The 19,946-nt window shown below is 70.2% G+C and carries 22 protein-coding genes; 6 read left to right on the top strand and 16 right to left on the bottom strand.

From position 1 onward, the window contains the following. Positions 1-162 precede the first annotated feature (162 nt). Together AB0H32_RS21150 and AB0H32_RS21145 are read right to left on the bottom strand one after the other, a co-directional pair. On the bottom strand, positions 163-669 hold the full coding sequence (locus AB0H32_RS21150; protein WP_361122640.1) for a GNAT family N-acetyltransferase: 507 nt from the start codon (positions 667-669) through the stop codon (positions 163-165). A 55-nt stretch (positions 670-724) separates the two neighbouring features. After that, entirely contained in the window at positions 725-1,597 is an 873-nt protein-coding gene (locus AB0H32_RS21145; protein WP_361122637.1) for an LLM class flavin-dependent oxidoreductase, read from the bottom strand. Between the two features lie 130 nt (positions 1,598-1,727). On the opposite strand from AB0H32_RS21145, the gene AB0H32_RS21140 reads away from it, so the two are divergent. Together AB0H32_RS21140 and AB0H32_RS21135 are read left to right on the top strand one after the other, a co-directional pair. Continuing rightward, on the top strand, positions 1,728-2,114 hold the full coding sequence (locus tag AB0H32_RS21140) for a DUF192 domain-containing protein (RefSeq protein ID WP_361122634.1): 387 nt from the start codon (positions 1,728-1,730) through the stop codon (positions 2,112-2,114). 81 nt (positions 2,115-2,195) lie between these two features. Beyond that, positions 2,196-2,609, top strand: coding sequence for a DUF3224 domain-containing protein (locus AB0H32_RS21135; RefSeq protein ID WP_361122632.1), 414 nt, complete (start codon positions 2,196-2,198; stop codon positions 2,607-2,609). Positions 2,610-2,622: 13 nt separating this feature from the next. On the opposite strand, the gene AB0H32_RS21130 is transcribed toward AB0H32_RS21135, so the two are convergent. From AB0H32_RS21130 to AB0H32_RS21065, 14 genes are all read right to left on the bottom strand, one after another. After that, positions 2,623-3,249, bottom strand: coding sequence for an OmpA family protein (locus AB0H32_RS21130; RefSeq protein WP_361122629.1), 627 nt, complete (start codon positions 3,247-3,249; stop codon positions 2,623-2,625). Positions 3,250-3,256: 7 nt separating this feature from the next. Beyond that, positions 3,257-3,838 (bottom strand): hypothetical protein, encoded by a 582-nt coding sequence (locus AB0H32_RS21125; RefSeq protein WP_361122626.1) that lies wholly within the window; start codon positions 3,836-3,838, stop codon positions 3,257-3,259. Positions 3,839-3,872: 34 nt separating this feature from the next. Continuing rightward, positions 3,873-4,472 carry a pilus assembly protein TadG-related protein gene (locus tag AB0H32_RS21120; protein ID WP_361122720.1) on the bottom strand — a complete coding sequence of 200 codons (600 nt, stop codon included), beginning with the start codon at positions 4,470-4,472 and terminating at the stop codon, positions 3,873-3,875. Then, on the bottom strand, positions 4,469-4,660 hold the full coding sequence (locus AB0H32_RS21115; protein ID WP_361122623.1) for a hypothetical protein: 192 nt from the start codon (positions 4,658-4,660) through the stop codon (positions 4,469-4,471). Before AB0H32_RS21115 ends, AB0H32_RS21120 begins: the two co-directional genes overlap by 4 nt. A gap of 113 nt (positions 4,661-4,773) precedes the next feature. Next, positions 4,774-5,529 (bottom strand): response regulator transcription factor, encoded by a 756-nt coding sequence (locus AB0H32_RS21110; protein ID WP_361122620.1) that lies wholly within the window; start codon positions 5,527-5,529, stop codon positions 4,774-4,776. 13 nt (positions 5,530-5,542) lie between these two features. Next, a complete protein-coding gene (locus AB0H32_RS21105) occupies positions 5,543-6,757 on the bottom strand; it encodes a histidine kinase (protein WP_361122717.1) in 1,215 nt (404 codons plus the stop codon). Between the two features lie 712 nt (positions 6,758-7,469). After that, on the bottom strand, positions 7,470-8,357 hold the full coding sequence (locus tag AB0H32_RS21100; RefSeq protein ID WP_361122714.1) for a DUF5936 domain-containing protein: 888 nt from the start codon (positions 8,355-8,357) through the stop codon (positions 7,470-7,472). A gap of 16 nt (positions 8,358-8,373) precedes the next feature. Further along, positions 8,374-9,318, bottom strand: coding sequence for a type II secretion system F family protein (locus AB0H32_RS21095; RefSeq protein ID WP_361122617.1), 945 nt, complete (start codon positions 9,316-9,318; stop codon positions 8,374-8,376). A gap of 12 nt (positions 9,319-9,330) precedes the next feature. After that, positions 9,331-10,668: a CpaF family protein gene (locus AB0H32_RS21090; protein WP_361122614.1), complete on the bottom strand. Its 1,338-nt coding sequence runs from the start codon at positions 10,666-10,668 to the stop codon at positions 9,331-9,333. An 18-nt stretch (positions 10,669-10,686) separates the two neighbouring features. Further along, entirely contained in the window at positions 10,687-11,037 is a 351-nt protein-coding gene (locus AB0H32_RS21085; protein WP_361122611.1) for a TadE/TadG family type IV pilus assembly protein, read from the bottom strand. Position 11,038: 1 nt separating this feature from the next. Then, a complete protein-coding gene (locus AB0H32_RS21080) occupies positions 11,039-11,422 on the bottom strand; it encodes a TadE family protein (RefSeq protein ID WP_361122609.1) in 384 nt (127 codons plus the stop codon). A 7-nt stretch (positions 11,423-11,429) separates the two neighbouring features. Further along, positions 11,430-12,680 (bottom strand): AAA family ATPase, encoded by a 1,251-nt coding sequence (locus AB0H32_RS21075; RefSeq protein WP_361122606.1) that lies wholly within the window; start codon positions 12,678-12,680, stop codon positions 11,430-11,432. Between the two features lie 12 nt (positions 12,681-12,692). Beyond that, entirely contained in the window at positions 12,693-13,400 is a 708-nt protein-coding gene (gene cpaB / locus AB0H32_RS21070; RefSeq protein ID WP_361122603.1) for a Flp pilus assembly protein CpaB, read from the bottom strand. A 61-nt stretch (positions 13,401-13,461) separates the two neighbouring features. Continuing rightward, positions 13,462-14,289 carry a hypothetical protein gene (locus tag AB0H32_RS21065; protein WP_361122711.1) on the bottom strand — a complete coding sequence of 276 codons (828 nt, stop codon included), beginning with the start codon at positions 14,287-14,289 and terminating at the stop codon, positions 13,462-13,464. Between the two features lie 455 nt (positions 14,290-14,744). On the opposite strand from AB0H32_RS21065, the gene AB0H32_RS21060 reads away from it, so the two are divergent. The 4 genes from AB0H32_RS21060 to AB0H32_RS21045 form a co-directional block, all read left to right on the top strand. Continuing rightward, positions 14,745-16,442 carry a glycoside hydrolase family 18 protein gene (locus AB0H32_RS21060; RefSeq protein WP_361122600.1) on the top strand — a complete coding sequence of 566 codons (1,698 nt, stop codon included), beginning with the start codon at positions 14,745-14,747 and terminating at the stop codon, positions 16,440-16,442. Between the two features lie 177 nt (positions 16,443-16,619). Next, positions 16,620-17,231 (top strand): hypothetical protein, encoded by a 612-nt coding sequence (locus AB0H32_RS21055; RefSeq protein WP_361122597.1) that lies wholly within the window; start codon positions 16,620-16,622, stop codon positions 17,229-17,231. Then, entirely contained in the window at positions 17,228-17,842 is a 615-nt protein-coding gene (locus AB0H32_RS21050) for a hypothetical protein (protein ID WP_361122594.1), read from the top strand. The genes AB0H32_RS21055 and AB0H32_RS21050 overlap by 4 nt, the downstream gene beginning before the upstream one ends. Beyond that, positions 17,842-19,946 (top strand): putative T7SS-secreted protein (locus AB0H32_RS21045; RefSeq protein ID WP_361122591.1); only part of this gene is annotated, 2,105 nt, incomplete at its 3' end. The genes AB0H32_RS21050 and AB0H32_RS21045, both read left to right, overlap by 1 nt.

Here is a 19,946-nt window from a genome sequence, read left to right as displayed (position 1 = left end):
CCGACCCGCCCGTACGCCTCCTGGACACGCGCCGCGTCGAGCAGCCCGGCGTCCAGGAGGCGCCGGCACCGGCGGCCGCAGGAACACACGCGACTCCGTGCCCCTTGTCGTCGTCGGTCGCGTTACCGGCTGCTCACCGTCGTCGGTCGCGTTACCGGCTGCTCACCGGGCGGTCTCCTCGGGACGGGTGAGGGCGAGCAAGATGTGCTCGTCCTCGCCGTGCCGGACCGTCCCGGCGCGGGCGAAGCCGTGTCTCTCCAGGAGACGGACGGAGGCGGCGTTGCCGGAGAACGGGTCGGCGTACAGGGGCCGGACCGGCTCCAGCTCCAGGAAGAGGCCGAGGGCCCGGGTGCCGATGCCGCGGGCCCAGTACGGCCGCCCGAGCCAGTAGCCGACGAACCGGCGGCCGTCCTCGGTCCAGGAGACGATGTTGCCGGCCACCTCGCCGCCGGCGGTGACCGTCCGCACGAAGCAGTCGGGATCGCCGAGCACCCGCTCCCGCCAGTGCCGCAGGAGGGCCTCCCGCGGCCGGGGCGTGAACCTCGACCGCCGGACGGCCTCCGGATCGTGCTCATGGGCGAGGAAGCACTCCAGGTCCTCCTCACGAACCGGCCGCAGGCTCACATCGCTGTGATCGTCCGTGTGCTCGTCCACGTACTCGTCCGTCATGCCGGCGAGTGTGACAGGGCCCACTGACAACGCCTGTGCGGCCGGGGCCCGGGCCCTACGGCACCAGGGGCCGGACCTCCTCCGCGACGAAGCGCACGAAGCCCTCCGGATCGGGCTCGTCCGCCGTCGGCTGCAGGACGACGGTGTCGGCGCCTGCCTCGGCCATCCGCTGCACGGCCTTGGCCACGGCGCCGGCGTCGCCCGCGACCCCGACGTCCGCGGTCGGCTCCAGCCCCTCGGCGACCAGTTCGGCGCGCAGCCGGGCGGCGGCGTCGGTCCCGGTGGCGGCCAGGAGATAGACGACGACCCGGTGCGGTTCGGTACGCCCCGCCTCCCTGCGGCCCTCGTCGATGAGACGACGCGCCTGGCGTACGCCGTCCGGCGAGGTGGCGGCGGTGAGCAGGGTGCCGTCGGCCTTGGCGCCCGCCAGGCGCAGCGTCCGGGGCCCGGTGGCCCCGGCGAACACCTCGACCGCCCGCTGCGGCGGCCAGTCGAGAGCGACGTCGTCCAGCTGGACGTACCGGCCGCGCACACTCAGCCGTTCCCCGCGCAACAGCGCGCGCAGGGCATCCAGTTGCTCACCGAGGAGGGTGAGCGGCGAGGCGGCCCGCGCTCCGACCTGTCCCATCCAGTCCTGCACCCCGTGCCCCACGGTCAGAACGGCCCGGCCTGGGAACATCCGCTCCAGCGAGGCAGCCTCCATCGCGGTGACGGCGACGTTGCGCAGCGCCACGGGCAGCAGCCCGATCCCCACCCGCACCCGCTCGGTCCAGGCAAGAGCGGCCGCGGCGGTGGACACACCGCCCTCCAGGAAACAGTCCTCCCACAGCCAGAGCTCCTCCAGCCCCGCCCGGTCCGCGGTCCTCGCCACTTCGCGAAGCCGCTCGGGCGGAAGCTGAGGTCGGAACACCACGCCTAGTCCAGTCATGGGGCTTTCCTAGTGCGCGGCGCTGAGGGGATCAACTCCTTTACACCGAGGGCAGGTCACGGCTGTGCGGTGGCGGGTACGGTCGGCTCGTCGGAGTGCGCTACGACGCGGAGGGCGAGGTGGGCCGAGCATGGGGCGACGCTGGCGGGACGGGCCGGCGAGACTGGTCGTGGACCGGGGGGACGGGACGCCGCTCGCGCTGCCCCTGGAGATCGCGGCCTCGTATCGCGCCCGGACCAAAGGGCTGCTGGGGCGGGACGCGGTCGACGGGGCGATGCTGCTGTCACCGGCGAGCGGGGTGCACACCTTCCGGATGCGGATACCGATCGACGTCGCCTACCTCGACCGGCGACTCCGCGTCATCGCCGTGCGGACCATGCGCCCGGGCGTGCTCGGCAGGCCGAGACTACGGGCACGGCATGTGCTGGAGGCGGAGGCCGGGGTGATGGCCGGGTGGGGGCTGGTCCCCGGGGCGACGGTCCGCGTCGAACAGGACGCAGACGCCGCGGTGCGCTGAGAGTCGCCGACTGCCGCCGGTTCGGGGGCGCTGTCGGCCGGTTCGGGGGCGTTGTCAGTGGCTCGGCCTAGCATCCGAGGCATGCGAGCGTCAGGGACATTCACAGTCGAGGAGTTCACCCCCACCCCGGTGCAGGTGCCCGGGCCGGTGGTCGAGACGGCGGTACCCGTCGGGGTGGCGACCATGCGCAAACGGTACGAGGGGGAGGTCGGCGGGGTGTCGGCGACCCTGTTCACAGCGGCGTACGACCAGTCCACGGCGACCGGCACGTACGTCGCGATGGAGTCCTTCGAGGGAACCCTTCACGACCTGAGCGGTACGTTCAACTTCGCCCACTCGGCCACGACACTGGGGGAAGGCCGCGAGGCCGAGTTCTTCGTGATCGTGCCGGGCAGTGGGACGGGCGCGCTGGCCGGGATCCGAGGGACCGGCGGCCTGGTGGTCGACACGGACGGCACCCATCGGATCTGGTTCGACTACGAGGTGGGTGAGTAGGGGGGCTCGCTGCTCACTGCTGGTCGGTGCGCGGGAAGGAGACCTCCACCCGGCGGTTCTTCTTCCTGCCCTCCTCCGTGGAGTTGTCGGCGATCGGGTACTGCTCGCCGTAGCCGCGCACGTCGAAGGTGATGTTCGGGTCGTTCAGGTCCTGGTCCAGGACCGCCTGTACCGCATTGGCGCGCTGCCTGGACAGGACGTCGCCGTGGGCGGAGGAGCCGAGGTTGTCGGTGAAGCCGAAGACGCGGACCTGGGTCGCGTTCTGCTTCTTGACCTCCTCGGCGATCGTCTCGATACGGGCCTTGGCCTCGTCGCCGAGTTTGGCGCTGTCCTTGCTGAAGAGGACCTCGGCCTGCAGGGCGAAGGTGACGTCGGCGTTCGTGTCCTCTCGGCGCTCGTCCCCGCTCTGGTCCTCCACGACCGACTTGATGTCCAGCACCTTGGGCTGCGCGAGGGTGGCACCCTCGGGCAGCTTCAGATCCGGGTCCGTGGGGTCGATCTTCACCGGTGCACTGGCGGAGGGTGCCGTGCCCGGGGGTTCGCTGGGATCCGTGTCGTCGGCGTGGGCCAGGGTGAGGTTGGCGGCTGCGAGCAGGGCTGCGGTCGTGAGGGCGAGGGTGAGGCGGGGTGTGGTGGTCACTTTGGCCTCACCCGGAGATCGTGATGTCAACGGGGGCGAACATAGGCAGCTGGAAGGAGACCTGGCTCGTATTGGCAGGTGGCGCAGGGAACTGCATGAATACCGGCACCGTCTCACCGGACTTGATGCTTGAGACACCTGTCGTGGTGAGTGGGCGACCGTCGGTATCACGAAGGACGTAGTAGCGTTTCTTGCCTTTGGAGTCCACCAGCGTGGCTCCACCGAATGACCGACCGTTCTTGATGATCTCGGTTTCGTTCCCACTCAGTTGAGCCGGGATTGTCAGCAACTTGGCGCTGTCGTTCTTCAAGACTCCGCTAACTGTCACGAACCCACCGGAATCCCGGACAGCAGAAGTGACATCCAGCAACAGGCCGTTGGGACCCTTCATCTCAGCCATCGGCTCGTCTGACTGCCCTTCCTGAGCACTCGGCTGGGAACCACCCTTCTTCGAGGTCGACGCAGACGTCTCCGGCTTCTTGTCGTCACCACCGCCACCCGCACAACCGACCACGCCGAGGGCCAGACCGGCCGCAAGAGTCAGCGCGACCGTCCCCCTGCGGGCCTTCGCAGTGAACCGAATACTCATCGCTCTGTTTCCTTCTTGACTCGTGGTTCGCTTGTCAGTCGGCCAGGTGGACGTCGAAGAGATCTTCAGGTCGAGGGAGGTCCGTGAGGTGGTCCGGGTTCAGATCCCACTTCCGGTCCTTGCAGATCAGCTGTGGCAGTGTTTTGTGCCCGGCGTCGCCATCTGAGGGCTTGGGTTTGCACAGCGGCTTGATCACAGCCACCGCAGAGGCCCTCGAATGCCTATCCTCGGTGCCGGGAACGATGGAGTCTCCGACGGACTTGTCGGTTTTGACGTCTACCGTGTAGCGGAATGCACCGTCCCATTGGCAACCTTTCCCATCCAGATGGGCGCTATTTTGGGCGGCAAGTTCATTTGCACGCCAGCATGAGTTGAGGCCGCCTTTGCCGTCGAAGATGTCTTGCCACTTCGTCGGATCGAGTACGTCCTCCACCCATCGGCTCGCCAGTTGATCCCTGGTCTTCTGCGCCGCCGCGAGCGCTGCAGCGTCAGCTGCCGTCTGGGCTCCGCTCCGATTGACCGCGGCTTGACCGACCGCGAGGTACGCCAACGCAAGAAAGAGCAGGCCCGCCACCACCGTGATGTAGATGGGGAAAGCCTGCCCTGCGTCGGCGTACCTACGGCGTCGCGTCAGCCGCCAGTGACTTCGTTGATCTTGTCCGTGATGGCGTTGTAAATCGACTGGCCGATGTCCGTACCCGTGATCGCCAGCACGATCGCCACCACCACAGCGATGATCCCCAGGTACTCGACGGCAGTCTGCCCCTTGTCGTTGGTGCGTCGCTGCATCGCAACCATCAACTTCAGCATCAGGTCGCTCATACTGCTCCCCTCCAGATGCGCTTCCGAAGTCGGAAACGTATGCCGGGGCAGCCTGCCCTCGAGAGGGCCCCAGGGCCCATTCCCGGGCCCATCGCCTCCCCCGTCCGGCCATTTCACGCCACCCCCAGCCACTTGGCCGCCGCCTGGGACCTGTTCGTGCTGTGGAGCTTGGCGAAGATGCGGTTGATGTGGTTCTTGACGGTCTTCTCGCTGATGAAGCAGGTGGCGGCGATCTGCTGGTTGGTCATGCCGGACGCGATGAGGTCCATGATCTCCGCCTCCCTGCTGCTGAGTTGAAACCTCGACCGGAATGACTGTCCCACATCGCATTGCAATCGCGAAAGGTTTTGGGGTGGAATTTTGCCCAAAGGGGCGGGAAGTTCTGGTCCTGCGTGTGCAGGTGCACTGGACTGAAGATCTGTCAGCAACGCCTTCGCCGCCCCTGGGGTCACATGCGGCCGCCCTTCCCTCACATCCCGCACCGCCCTCACCAACTGCTCCGTCGTGAACTCCCCGTGCACCAGGTAGCCCCCCGCCCCCAGCCGCAGCGCCTCCCGCACCGTCTCCGTCTCATGGCTGTAGGTGAGCATCATGACCGGCGCCAGCCGGACCAGGTGGGGCAATGCCGAGATTCCGTCGACTCCGGGCATGCGGACGTCGAGGAGGATCACGTCGGGACGGTGCCGCACCGCCGCCTCGTAGGCCTCGCGGCCGTCCGCCGCCTCCGCCACCACCGTGGTGTCCTCGCGGTCGGACAGCAGAGCGGTGAGGCCCGCCCTGATCACGGGATTGTCGTCGGCCACCACGAGACGAAGCGGGGCCGTGGCGGTGGGCGCGGGGAAGTCCCGGCCGGGGTTCAGGTGCTGCATCGGGTGCCTCCTCTCAGGCTTCGTGGGCCGGCGGGTCGGTCGTCAGGGCACTCAGCGGCAGGTCCACGACCACCCGTGTGCCGCGGTCGTGCTCGCCCTGCCCCAGCCGGATGCGGGCCCCTGCCGCGGCCGCCCGTTCGACCATGCCCAGCAGACCGAAATGGCCGGAGTGGCGAAGGTGTTCGAGGGTGGTGCCGGGGGGCAGGCCCCGGCCGTCGTCGTGGACCGTCAGGCGGAGGACGTCGTCGTGCGCCCCCGCCGTCAGCTCCACCTCGCTCGCCGACGCGTGCCGGTGGGCGTTGTCCAGCGCCTCCGTGACGATGGCCAGAAGGTGGCGGGTCAGGGGTGCGGGGACGAGTGGGAGAGGGGCTTCGCCGGTGCGTCGGCAGACGGCCCGCATGCCCGTACGGGTCATGAAGTCCACCGTGCGTGCCGTCAGTTCTGTCCAGATGTCCGTCGGCCCGGCGTCAGCCGGGCTCTCCTCCCGGCGCAGGTCCTCCAGCAGTTCGCGGGACTCCGCCGCCGCTCTGCGGGCCGAGCGGGACACCAGGTCCGCCTGGCGGCGGATGCGGTCCGGGTCGGGCGCGTCGGCCGACGCCGTCGCGGCCAGGCCGTCGGCCGCCAGGGCCACGCCGTAGAGGGTCTTGGCCACCGAGTCGTGCATCTCGCGGGCGAGGCGGGCCCGTTCGGCGTGGACCGCCTCGGTGGCCGCCAGGCGGGCCTGGACCGCCGTCAGGGCCTGGGTGGCCGCGCCGAAGCGGAGCATCAGGTTGCGCAGGGTCGAGCCCATCGCCCCGGCGATGACACACAGACCGGGCAGGAGGAGGGACTCGGCCACGCCTGCCTGGCGGTCGGGCTTCAGGGTGGCGTGGACAAGGAGCAGGATCAGCCCCTGCAGGGAGGCGAAGCAGGCCGCGCCCCGCCAGCTGTACACCAGGCCTGCCAGCAGCGGGGTGCAGACGCTGACGTAGGCGAGGGTGGTGTCCGGGCCCGCCGAGATCAGCAGGAAGGAACCGAAGAGGGTGTCGGCGGCGAGCAGGCTGGGGTGGCGCAGGAGGAGCGGGCCGAAGCGTGCCCAGTCGCGGAAGAGGACGTAGGACACCATGAAGGTGACGACCACCGCCGCGCCGACCAGGCGGACGCCCAGCCCGGGGGCCGCGTTGAGGAGGGCCGCGGGGGCCGCCAGGACGATCATCGCCAGCCGGAAGCCGAAGACCTGCCGGCACATCGCCTGCAGGGCGCGTATCTGGATCTTCTCGGAGGGTTCGGGGAACGCGGCACCCACGGCCGGCTCGGACTCCACAGCGGCCAGGTCGGACTCCACAGCGGGCGGATCGACCGCCTCAGCAGTCGAATCGGCCGCCTCGGTGGTCGGATCGGAGGCCTCGGCTGTCGGATACGGCCCATCAGCAGTCGGATACGACGTTGCAGCGGCCGGAAACGACGCCGCAGCCGTCGGCTCGGACTCCTCAGCCGTCGGACGATCCCCCTCCCCGCTCGGCCCGGAAACCACCACGGTCGACTCGGACTCCGCCCCGCTCGGCCCGGACACCACCACGGTCGACTCCGACTCCGGCTCCGCCCCGCTCGACTCGGACTCCGCCCCGCTCGGCCCGGACACCACCACGGTCGGCTCCGACTCCGGCTCCGCCCCGCTCGACTCGGACTCCGCCCCGCTCGGCCCGGACACCACCACGGTCGGCTCCGACTCCGGCTCCGCCCCGCTCGACTCGGGCTCCGCCCCGCTCGGCCCGGACACCACCACGGTCGGCTCCGACTCCGCCCCGCTCGGCTCCGCCGTCGGCCTCTCCGGTTTCGTGCGGCCCCTGGTCAGCCTTCCCGGGTGGAGGGTCTCGAAGAACGCGAGCCGTCCCCCTGCCCTCCCCCGGAGGGGCAGGCGCCTGCCCGGTCCCGTCGCCTGCATCGTCGTCACCCGTCCCTCACTTCCCCGTGAGCGAGCCGAAGTCCACGCCCGAGCCGAGCAGCAGGCCCGCGCCGAGCAGGAGCATGGTCGCCGGGACCATGAACGTGGTGATCATCAGCGTGGCCTTGGGGACCGCGCGGGCGGCCTTGCGGCGGGCGTTCTGGGCGTCCGTGCGGCGCATGTCCTTGGCGAGGGCCACCAGCGTGTCCACGATGGGGGCACCCAGCTCCTCCCCCTGCTGCAGCGCGGTGACGAACATCGCCACCTGCTCCGAGTCGTTGCGGCGCCGCAGCTCCGCGAAGGCCTGGCGGCGGCTCATGCCGAGGTCCATCTGGCGCAGGGTGATGCGCAGTTCGTCCGCCCAGGGGCCCTCGTAGCGGGAGGCCACCCGGTCCAGCGCCTGGCGGAAGCCCAGGCCCGCGCTCACCACCACCGCCAGCACGTCCAGGAAGTCCGGCAGGGTCCGCTCGATCACGTCCTTGCGGACGCGGATCGCCGACCAGATGCCGACCTCCGTCCAGAACGCCCCGAACAGGAGGAGGATCAGGGCCACGAACCATTGGCCGCGCAGCAGGAAGACCAGGAAGCCCACGCCGCCGAGGGCGCCGTAGACCGCGCGGCGGGCCGCGTACCGGTCGATGGTCAGGCCGCCCGGGTTGCCCGCGAGGTCGATCTTTCGGCGGTACTTGGCCACCAGGCGGGGGCCCATCAGGCGCAGCACCGCGGGGGCGTAGCGCATGCCCATCCGGTCGATCACCGAGCCGACCGCGCCGGTGCGGGTGGCGCCGACCTCCAGGGCAACCGCGAGGTCGCCGGGGAGCTTCGCGTCCGCGCGGTACATCCGGATGCCGGCGAAGGCCCCCCAGACAGCGAGGCCCATCAGCAGTGCAAGCAGGATTGCGATCATCAGGGCAGCCCCCTCACACGTCGATCCGGCTCAGCCGGCGGATGAGCACGAAGCCGACGGCGTACATCCCGAACGCGATGATCACGCAGGCCTGGCCGACCGGTGAGCCGGTCATCCGGTCCAGAGCGCCGCTCTTGACCCCGTTCATCAGGAACAGGGCACCGATGCCCAGGACGGGGACGGCGTACGACGTCATGGTGACCTGGGAGAGCTGGGTGCGGATCTCGCGCCGGGTCTCCTTGCGTTCCTCCAGGGTCTCGGTCAGGTTCCGCAGGGCCGACACGACCTGACCGCCCGCCCGGTTGGAGAGCACCAGGGTGGTGACGAGCACGACCAGCTCGCGGGAGGGGAGGCGGTCGGCCAGTTCACCGAGCGCGTCGTCCAGGGAGTGGCCGATCGCCAGCTGGTCCGCCACCTTGGCCAGTTCCTCGCCGGCCGGGGCCTCCAGCTCCTCGGCCGCCATGCCGATCGCGGTGCGCAGGGCCAGGCCGGCCTGGGTGGCGTTGGCCAGGATGCGGGCGAGTTCCGGGAGTTGGTTGATGAAGCGTTCGATGCGCTTCTGGCGCTGCCAGTTGAGGAACTGGACGGCCGCCCAGATGCCCAGCAGGCCGGCGAGCGGGCCGAAGAACGGGGCCAGGGTGGCCTGGCCGATCAGCCAGAGCGCGGCGACCGCGGCGAGCATGTAGGCGAAGAACTCGCCCGGGGTGACGTCCAGGCCGGTGGCCGCCAGCCGCAGCTCCAGCTTGTGCCCGAGGGCCGTGCGGCGCAGGCGGCGGTCCAGGTTGCGGAAGCGGCGCCGGCGGCCGGTGGCCGAAGCGGGTCCCGTCTGCGAGAGGCGGTCGATCAGCTCGGCGCGCTGGGCCCGGCCCGAGGCGTAGATGTGCACGCCGACGACGGCCAGGACGCAGGTCAGCAGGACGACACCGGCGGTGAGCCGGACGAGGGTGTGGAGTTCCATGGGGTGGCCTACCTACCTGGCTTCTCGGGTGGTGAGCTGGGCCGCGGAGTGGGCGACGCCGAAGGCCTGCGGAAGGGGCTGGCCCGCCATGTAGAGGCGGTCGGCGGTACGGCGCGGGAGCGGGAAGTGGTCGAAGGCGCCGTACACCCGGCCGTCCGGGGTCATGGGCTGTGCGGTGAAGCGGGCCACGGTCGCCAGCCGGTACGGCTCGCCGCCGTGGCTGTCGAGCAGCGCGACCTCGGTGATGCGGCGGGCGCCGTCGGCGAACCGGGTGAGCTGGACGATGACGTCGACCGCGCTGTTGATCTGGTCGTGCAGCGCCACGAAGGGCACCTCGACGTCGGACATGGAGGCGAGGGTCTGCAGGCGGGTGAGCGCGTCCTCCGCGCTGTTGGCGTGGACAGTGGCGAGGGAGCCGTCGTGGCCCGTGGACATCGCCTGGAGCATGTCGAGTGACTCGCCGCCGCGGACCTCACCGACCACGATCCGGTCGGGCCGCATGCGCAGGGAGTTGCGGACCAGGTCGCGGATGCTGACCTGTCCCTTGCCCTCGACGTTCGGCGGCCGCGACTCCAGCCGTACCACGTGTGACTGCTGGAGCTGGAGTTCGGCCGAGTCCTCGATGGTGATGATGCGTTCGTGCTCCGGGATCAGGCCGGAGAGGGCGTTGAGCAGGGTCGTCTTCCCGGTGCCCGTCGCCCCGGAGACGATGATGTTGAACTTCGCCTGCACCAGGCCCGCCAGCAGGAACACCATGTGCTCGTCGAGGGAGCCGAAGCCGATGAGTTCGTGGAGGGTGAAGGAGCGCGGAAAGCGGCGGATGGTGAGGGTCGGGCCGGTCAGCGACAGCGGCGGGATGATCACGTTGACGCGCTCGCCGGAGGGGAGGCGGGCGTCCACCATCGGGTTCGACTCGTCCACCCGGCGGTTGACCGTCGACACGATCCGCTCGATGGTCTGCATCAGTTGGTCCGCCGACGCGAACCGGAGGGGCAGCTGCTCCACCCGTCCGCCGCGTTCCACGAAGATCGCGTCCGGGCCGTTGACCATGATCTCGGTGATCGAGGCGTCTTCGAGGAGCGGTTCCAGGATGCCGAGGCCCAGCGCCTCGTCGACCACCCGGCGGATCAGCTGGGAGCGTTCCACCGTCGACAGCACCGGGCCCTCGCGGCTGATGATGTGCCCGAGCACCCTCTCCAGCCGGGCCCGGCGGTCGGCGGCGGCCAGCGAACTCATCTCCGCGAGGTCGATCTCCTCCAGCAGCTTGGCCCGGTAGGAGGCGACCAGATGCCCGTCCTCGCCCCGGCTGCCGTGCTCCTCCGGAGTGTTGATGCGTGCCCGCAGGCTCATGGGTTCGCTTCTCCTCGGTCAGTGGTCGCGGGGCATGGTGGCGGACTTCTCGGCGGGGTCGAAGGTCCAGCCCGGGACGATCGAGGGGATGGAGACCCTCGCGGTGACGGTGACCGAGTCGCCCCCTCCCCCGGGCTCGCCGCACTGCACAGTGAGCCCACCGCTGACCGCCTCCGCACACGCCTGCTGGGCCGACTGCCCCAGGGAGGCCGCCCGAGCCCCCGCCCGGGCCGCCGTACTGGCCTGCTCGGACGCATAGGCGACCGCCCCGATCTGGAACCCGGCCAGTCCGACGATCAGCAGGATCGGCACGAACCCGAGGTACTCGATGGCGACTTGCCCCGCGTCGCCCCTCCGGCGGTACGGCATCTCAGTCCTTCACCTCCTCCACGGCACCGGCGTGGCCGTGCACCGTGACGGGGAAGTCGATCGAGCCCGGGAAGAGGACGGGCACCTTGAGGTCCACGTCGGCCGTGACGTAGCCGGACGGACTGCACCTCACCGACGCACCCCCTTTCCACGCCCCGGACAGGTGCTTCAGCCCGGCCGCCTCGCACGCGGCCTGCCGCGCACCGCCCCGATGGGCCGCCGTCCCCGCCCGCACCCCCTCGTCCGCAGCATTCCCCGCGAGCGTGTACGCGTACCCCACGAGAACGCACTGCCACATCAGCACCAGCGTCAGGATGATCAGCGGAGTCATCCCGAGGAACTCGATGCTGACCTGTCCCCGGTCGTCCCCTCGCAGGCGTCTCATCGCCCCCTCACTCCTTCCGCCGCCGTAGGCTCACCGACCCGCGGTCGCCGCGCAGTCGGCCGCCTCCGCGATGGGACCCCTCGGGTGCCTTCGCCAGGCCGAGTTCCCCGGCGAGCGACCACAGGGCCTGTTTGACCGTGCTCCTGCTGTCCAGTTCGTGCAGGCGTCCGGCGTCCACGACGCCCTGCAGCTCCTTGAAGTTGGCGGGTACGGCCGTGCGCGCCAGTGCCGTGCCGGTGATGCGCTGGACGAGCGCGGGCTGGATCTCGGTGCCGCGGGTGTGGCGGTTGACGACGACGGTCGTCTCCTCGGCCTTGCGGATCTGCAGCCGGTCCCACATGCGCACGGTGCGCTTGGCGGCCCGTACGGCGACCACGTCGGGCGTGGTGACCAGCAGGGCGGTGTCGGCCATCTCGACCGCCGCCGCGCTCGCCCCGCCGAGCTGGGCGCCGCAGTCCAGGACGACGACCTCGTACCGGGAGCGCAGGGCGCTGACGATCTGGCGGGCGGCGCGGTCGGTGACCTCCTCGCCGCGTTCGCCCTCGGCGGGGGCGAGGAGCAGCGCGAGGCCGGTGTCGTGACGGAAGACGGCGTCGGCGAGGACGCGCGGGGAGATGTCGGTGATGGTGGCGAGGTCCACGATCGAGCGGCGGAACTGGACGTCCAGGTAGGAGGCGATGTCGCCGGTCTGGAGGTCGAGGTCGACCAGGGCGGCGGACCGGCCGGAGGCCTGCGCGGCGAGGGCGAGCTGGATCGCCGTCAGGGTCGCACCGACGCCTCCCTTGGCGCCGCTGACCGTGACGACCGTGCCGCCGACGCCGCCGAGGACGTCGGAGCCGCCGTGTCCGAGGTGGCGGCGTACGCCGGTGGACCACTGGCCGACCGCCTGGACGCGGCTGGCGAGTTCCTCGTACGACAGCGGGAGGGGGACCAGGCCGCGGGCGCCGGAGTCCATGGCGGCGGCGAACAGGCCGGGGCTCGCGTCGGTGGTGACGAGGATGACGCCGACGGCGGGGAAGCGCAGGGCGACCTCGCGGATCAGCTCCAGCGCGGGGACCGGCCCGATGCGCTCATGGACGACGACCACTTCCGGGAGTTCGTCGACCGACTCGGCGGCGAGGCGGGCGAGGGTGTCGACCAGCTGGGTGGAGTCACCGACGGGCGGCTGCGGTTCGGCGTCGGGGAGCTGGCTGAGCAGCGTGACCAGGGAGCGGACGGCGTCCGGGTCCGCGCCGGCCGGGAGGATCCTGGTGGGCATGCGGGCCGCCTCTCACTTGTCCGTCGCGAGTTCGTAGGTGCGGTCCTTGTCCGGGACGCTGGTCTCGCTGCCGGGGGCCACCAGGGCGAGCCGGACCCGCTGGGCGAAGGACTCGGCGTAGGTGATCCGCTGGGCGTCGAGGGTGGACAGCGCGAAGGTGATGGGGACGGCTTCGGTGGGCTGCTGCTGGTTCTTGCCGGAGTCGGGATCCAGGGCGGTGATCCGGCCGACGTCGAGGACGCGGGCGTTGGTGACGATGATCTTCGACTGGTCGGGGTCGCCCTCCTTCTTCCCCTGGAAGGTGGCGTAGACGTTGACCCGCGCCCCGGGTGTGATCTTGCCTGCGACGCCGGTCGCCGCGTCGATCATGATGGCGACCTCCTGCTGACCGGGCTGGAGGGCGGGCTGGTCGACGACCATGTCGGACTGGAGCAGGGAGCCGGCGCGCAGGGTGGTGACGGCGATCTTGCCCTGGATCTCGCGGAGATCGGTGACGGCGTTGCCGGAGAGCCACCGCCTGGGCATCTCGATCTTCTCGAACTGGCCCGTGTTCAGCGCGGTGTACGGCTTCACGTCGGACCTGACCCGATAGGCGGCGACCTCGGGTCCGACCTTGGAATTCGCGTCGTGGACGACGGACAGCACGCCGGCGAACGCGCCGAGAGCGCACAGGACCGACAGGAGCAGGAGTATCACGCCGCGGCGCTGACGGGAGTTCATGAGCCGTGCAACCTCATTGGGGGAATCGGTCGAGCGGGATGGTGAGTCGCTTTCGTGCGGGTCAGGCGGGCGTGCGTTGTTCCAGTGCGCGAGGGGCCGGGGGTTCGTACACCGGCGGGCCGGCGCAGCAGAAGACGCACCGGTCGCCGATGACGTCGATGCCGCACCAGTGGCAGCGGGACTGCCGTACGGAGGTGACCAGTTGGTAGAGGACGGAGAGGTCGGCGAGGTGGCTGCAGAACTCCACCATCCGGCCGGTGCCCCACCACTGCGCGGACTCGGCGGGCAGCGGGGCCTCGCGCAGGCCGTGCGCGCCCCACGCCTCGGCGAGTCCGGCGACCCAGTCGGTCTGCAGCTGCCCCTTGGCGACGAGCATCCAGGTGCTGAACTCGGGCCCCTTGAGCGTGGCGCCGGGGGCGAGCTTGACGAGCTGCGGTTCGGGATGGGCCAGAACGGCGAACTGGCTGCCGGGAACCCATGACTTGGCGTGCGCCTTGAGTCCGACGGGCACCCGGTCCAGCCGGGCGACCGAGCCGAGCACCGCACCGGCGTGGATGTAGTGGGTGAGCAGCCGCCCGGCGCAGGCCAGCACACCCGGACTCAGATCGCAGGAGGCGAGCTGGCGCAGCTGGCGGGCGAGGACGGCCATGCCGAGCGGGGGCAGCTCGGGCCGGAAGAGGGCGATGCGGTCGCTCTCCAGCAGCGACCGCAGGGTGTACAGCCGGCGTACGACGGACTTGGGAGTGGCCTCGGAGCACACGACGACCACATACCCGTACTGCTCGGTCAGGGTGTGCAGTTCGGTCAGGCAGTGTTCCAGCGGGCGCCGGTCGAGGTCGTTCAGCACGACGGCGGGCATGGTCCGTTCGTCCTGCGCCGGCAGTGCCATGTCGGCACTGGTCACGGCAATGACTGTTGGCACGCGCAGCTCCCCGCTCTTCACGCCCTTCGGCCCACCGGTGTAACTCCAATGCGCCAGGACGACTTCATTGCGTGACTACCTGAGCACTGTATCCACGCCCCAATGACCGGAGAACAGCGTTTGTGTAGCTCGTGTGGAACTCTCTGGTCACAAGTCCCGCCAAAACCGGACAGGTTGAGCGCGCGACCTTCGGGGCCACACTCCGCGCGCCCTCCAGTGCGACGTTCCGCGCGACCTCCGCACAACTCCCCTCCGTGGAGATGGTTTTGGTCTGGACCTCTTGACAGCGAGATTGGTCTGGACCAACTTGTACGCCAACGGTGGCCACCGTCCCTCCCTGTTCCCCCCTCTCCCCTCTCTCTTCTCCCCTCTCTCCCCGCAGACTTCCCCCACCGGAGGCCCCAGTGGACCGCGCACCAGGCATGCCCAGACCACGCAGACGGCGGACAGCGACGTGGTCCGCCGCCACCGCCCTCGCCCTCTCGGTGGCCGGCCTCGCCGCCGCTCCCGCGTCCGCGGCGGACGTCAACAACGTCAAGAACGCCGGCTTCGAGTCGGGCCTGACCAACTGGACCTGTACGGCGGGCAGCGGCACGACGGTCTCGTCCCCGGTCCACGGCGGCTCCTCGGCCCTCAAGGCGACCCCGGCCGGTCAGGACAACGCCCAGTGCACCCAGTCGGTGGCGGTGAAGCCCAACTCGACCTACTCGCTGAGCGCGTGGGTCCAGGGCGGCTACTCCTACCTGGGCGTGACGGGCACGGGCACGACGGACGTCTCGACCTGGACCCCCGACACGACGTCCTGGAAGCAGCTGTCGACGACGTTCACCACAGGCGCGTCGACGACATCCGTCACCGTGTACACACACGGCTGGTACGGCCAGGCCGCCTACTACGCCGACGACGTCTCGGTCTACGGCCCCGACGGCGGGGGCGGCGGCGACCCGGCCCCGACCGTGCCGTCCGCCCCGCCCGGCCTGTCGGTCTCGGGAACGACCTCGTCCTCCGTCTCCCTGTCCTGGTCCGCGGTGTCGGGCGCGACGGGCTACAACGTGTACCGCGACGGCACGAAGGTGACCGCGGTGACGGGCACGTCGGCGACGGTGACCGGCCTGTCCGCGTCGACCTCGTACTCGTTCCAGGTGACGGCGACCAACTCGGCCGGTGAGTCGGCGAAGTCCGGGGCGGTGACGGGTACGACGTCTTCCTCCGGGAGCGGCGGCGGAGGCGGCGCGGTGCCCAAGCACGCCGTCACGGGCTACTGGCAGAACTTCAACAACGGCGCGACGGTCCAGAAGCTGTCGGACGTCCCGTCCTCGTACGACATCATCGCCGTCGCCTTCGCGGACGCGACGTCGACACCGGGCGCGGTCTCCTTCAACCTGGACTCGGCCGGGCTCGGCGGCTACACGGTCGACCAGTTCAAGGCCGACATCAAGGCCAAGCAGGCGGCCGGCAAGAAGGTCGTCGTCTCCATCGGCGGCCAGAACGGCACGGTGTCGATCAACGACTCGACGTCGGCGACGAACTTCGCGAACTCGGTGTACTCGCTGATGCAGACGTACGGCTTCGACGGGGTGGACATCGACCTGGAGAACGGCCTGAACGCCACGTACATGACGCAGGCGCTGCGCGCGCTGTCCGCGAAGGCGGGCTCGTCGCTCGTCATCACGATGGCCCCGCAGACGATCGACATGCAGTCGACGTCGAACTCCTACTTCCAGACGGCCCTGAACATCAAGGACATCCTCACGGTCGTCAACATGCAGTACTACAACAGCGGTTCCATGCTGGGCTGCGACGGCAAGGTCTACAGCCAGGGCTCGGTGGACTTCCTCACCGCCCTCGCCTGCATCCAGCTGGAGGGCGGCCTGTCCCCGTCCCAGGTGGGCCTCGGCCTCCCGGCGTCGACGAGCGCGGCGGGCAGCGGCTACGTGTCGCCCGCCGTCGTGAACAACGCCCTGGACTGCCTGACGAAGGGCACGGGCTGCGGCTCCTTCAAGCCGTCGAAGACCTACCCCGACCTGCGGGGCGCGATGACCTGGTCGACCAACTGGGACGCGGCGTCAGGGAATGCGTGGTCGAACTCGGTGGGGGCGCATGTGCATGCGCTGCCGTAACGGGAGCCGCTCGAGCTCTCCCGGCTTCTCGGCGTGAGGACGCCCGGGCCCCGTGGTGGGTCCGGGCGTCGCCGTGTGGACGGTGCGCACTGCCAGGGGACGGATTCGGCCAAAGGGCGCCTACCGGGTCGGGTACCGCGTTGCACCCGTCGATGAGGTGAGGTGATGATCCCGGGCATGGCTGAGCAGGGGGGTGCCGCCGACCAGGCGGGAGAGATACGCAGGTCACGGCTGTCGGAGTACGCGGAGATGGCTGGGGCGGGCGTACCTGAAGTACCCCCGGTACCCGAGGCACCCGAATCACCCGAATCACCCGCCGAGATCGCTCCGGAAAAGCGCGAAGTCGCACCGGACGTACCCGAGGTGTCTCCGCAAGTACCTGCCGTTGCCGCGCCCGAACCGGCTGACGTGCGGCGCAGGCGCCGGGAGTTCGCGGCGCTGCTGGGCGAGTTCCGCCGCACGGCCGTTCTCGTCCCCCTCGACGCGGACGAGAACCCCCTGACCGCCGACCAGGGCGGCATCCGCTGGATCCTGGCCTTCTCCGACGAGTCGGCGCTGGCGCGCTTCGCGATCGCGAGGGCCGAGGGCGACCGGGAGTGGCCGTACCAGCGGGTGCTGGGAGCCAGGTTGCTGGATGCCGGGGTCCCGGCCGTCGGGGTGCCGTGCGGGGTGGCTCTGGATGCCGCGAGCGGAGACCAAGAGGTGCTGTTTCCGCCAGTGATGGGGATCGTGCCGGACGCGGTGGCCGTCGACCGGGCCGCCGGGACGAGGGAGGACGTGCCGCGGTGAGCGGAACCGGGGGCAAGGACATCAAGGCCGAGGGCCTGGACGAGATAGCGCAGGGCATCACGCTCACCCTGGCCGAGCTGAAGGACCTGGGCGTCGACAGCCTGGCCGGGGCGGGCCGGGGCTTCTCGAACATGGAACTCTCCGGGATGCAGATGGGGCACGAGGGCCTGACGTCGAAGTTCAAGTCGTTCTGCGAGCGCTGGGAGTGGGGCGTGCGCACGCTGGTGCTGGAGGGCAACGCGTTCGCGGAGGACGTAGGTCTCGCGGCAGGCACGCTGTACGAGACGGACCAGTACGTCGGCGGGGCCATGAAGATCGGTGCGAACTCGCTGTGGGGCAATCCGTACGCCTCCGAGGACGACATCCAGAAGCAGAGCTGGCACCAGCTAGCACGGAACAGCGCCGACGCCTACGCCAACCCGGACGTCAGCCAGAAGTCCTTCGAGGAGGCGTGGCAGCACACGAAGCAGAGCGCCGAGAGCGCCGGGCACGACGTGATGACGGCCAAGGTGGGCCCGATGGGATTCGGCCCCGTGGGCGTGAGCGCGGACGACTTCAAGCACACGGTCGAGAACGCTGAGGGCGGCCGGCAGGACGGGAGCGCCGGCTGATGGGACTCGGTGACCTGACCAACTCGGTCGTGGGCGGGGCCGAGGGGCTCATCGACGACGGCAAGAAGCTCGTCGGCAAGGGCGTCGACAAGGCTACGGACCTCACCGGCGACGTTCTGGACAAGGTCGGTGCCCACAAGTACGCCGACCTCATCAGGGCCGGGGGCGACTACCTCGCCTCGGACCTCGACGCCACCCCGGGCGAGAAGCAGCTGGGCGAAACCGACCTGGCCTTCGAACTGATCCACGGCAATCCCCAGGACATCCAGGCCAGCGCCAAACACCTCAAGGACTTCCACACCGCCTTCGACAAGGTCGGCCAGGGCATGCGGAAGCTGGACTCCTCGTCCTGGCAGGGCGAGGCGGCCGACGCGTTCCGCAAGAAGTTCGCCCCGCACCCGGTCAAATGGCTCTGGGCCGCGGACGCCTGCCACCTCGCGGCCGGCGCGCTGGACAACTACGCCGACACGGTCACCTGGGCGCAGAAGCAGGCCCAGGACGCGATCGACCTCTACAAGAAGGGCGTGCAGGCGTCCAAGGACGCGGCCGAGGCCTACAACAAGAAGGTCGACGCCTACAACGCCAAGGTCGAGGCGAAGGAGGACCCGGGGCCGAAGCCGGATGCGTTCCACGACCCCGGGACGGCGGACATCAAGGCGGCGACGGAGAAGCTCGCCGCGGCCCGCAAGCAGCGCAACACGGTTGCCGGAATCGCATCCGACGCGGTCGACAAGGCCCTGGCCCACGCGCCGGCCGAGCCGCCCCCGCTCACCCGTCTCCAGGTGGACGGCACGGACGGCCTGAACGCCTTCGACACCGAGTCCGTCCACTTCGCGGGAGGCGTGGTCAAGGGCACCGCGGGCCTGATCGACTTCGCCCGCGGCCTCAACCCCACAGACCCCTACAACCTCACCCACCCCGCGGCGTTCCTCCAGAACACGAGCATGACCCTCGCGGGGCTCGTCTCCAGCGCCACACATCCCGATCGCACCCTGAAGACGACCTGGGACGAATTCCGCAAGGACCCGACCGAGTTCACGGGCCGCGCCTTTCCCCAGGCGCTGGGCCTTGACGGGCTGGGCTTCGAAGCGGGGGCAGCACGTAAGGCGGCGATGGAGGGGGCCGAGGCGCGGGGGGCTGGGGCAGTAGGACGGGGGGAGGCGGGGGCCGAGGGGGCGAGTGCGAACTCCGCGGCAGACACGGCCAGGAGCAACCCCGGCGAGCACGACAACCCCAGTCCCGGCAGCCAGGTCGAGAAGGACCCCACGGATCCGGTCGATCTCACCACCGGCAAGATGTATCTGCCGCAGACGGACGTGACGCTGCCCGGCGTGCTGCCTCTCGTCTTCAAGCGCCGTGTGGAGTCGGGTTACCGCTTCGGTCGCTGGTTCGGCCCGTCGTGGTCGTCGACGATCGACCAGCGCCTGGAGATCGATTCCGAGGGCGTCGTGTTCGTCACCGAGGACGGCATGCTCCTCGCCTACCCGCATCCCGCACCCGGCCTGCCCACGCTCCCCAGCCACGGCCCCCGCCGGCCCCTGGACCGTGTGGACGGTGGCTATACGATCACCGACCCGGGCACCCGCCGCACCTGGCACTTCGCCGACCGGACCGAGAACCTGGCGGTCCTGGAGCAGATGGACGACCGCAACGGCAACTGGATCACCTTCGAATACGACACCGAGGGCACCCCTCTCCGGATCGTGTCCAGTGCAGGCCACGGCGTGCGCATATCGACGGAGGCGGACCGGGTCACGGCGCTGCACCTGGTGACCACCGGCCAGGAGCTGAAGCGCTACGGCTACACGGAAGGGAATCTGACGGAGGTCGTCAACTCCTCAGGCCTGCCGCTGCGCTTCACCTACGACGAGGCGGGCCGCGTCACCTCGTGGACGGACACCAACGACCGCGGCTACTCCTACGAGTACGACGACCAGGACCGCTGCATCGCCGAGGGCGGCACGCACGGTCACATGACCCTGCGCCTGTCCTACGACGAGACCGACCCCGAGACCGGCCTGCGCGTCACCACCGCGACCACCGCCGAGGGCCACACCCGCCGCTACGTGGTCGACGACCACTTCCAGGTGGTCGCCGAGATCGA

Origin of the sequence: Streptomyces sp. NPDC020362, assembly GCF_040642095.1 — a bacterium.
Lineage (GTDB): Bacteria > Actinomycetota > Actinomycetes > Streptomycetales > Streptomycetaceae > Streptomyces.
The sequence above is the reverse complement of the archived record's forward strand: the minus strand, read 5'-3'. Positions and strand labels throughout refer to the sequence as shown.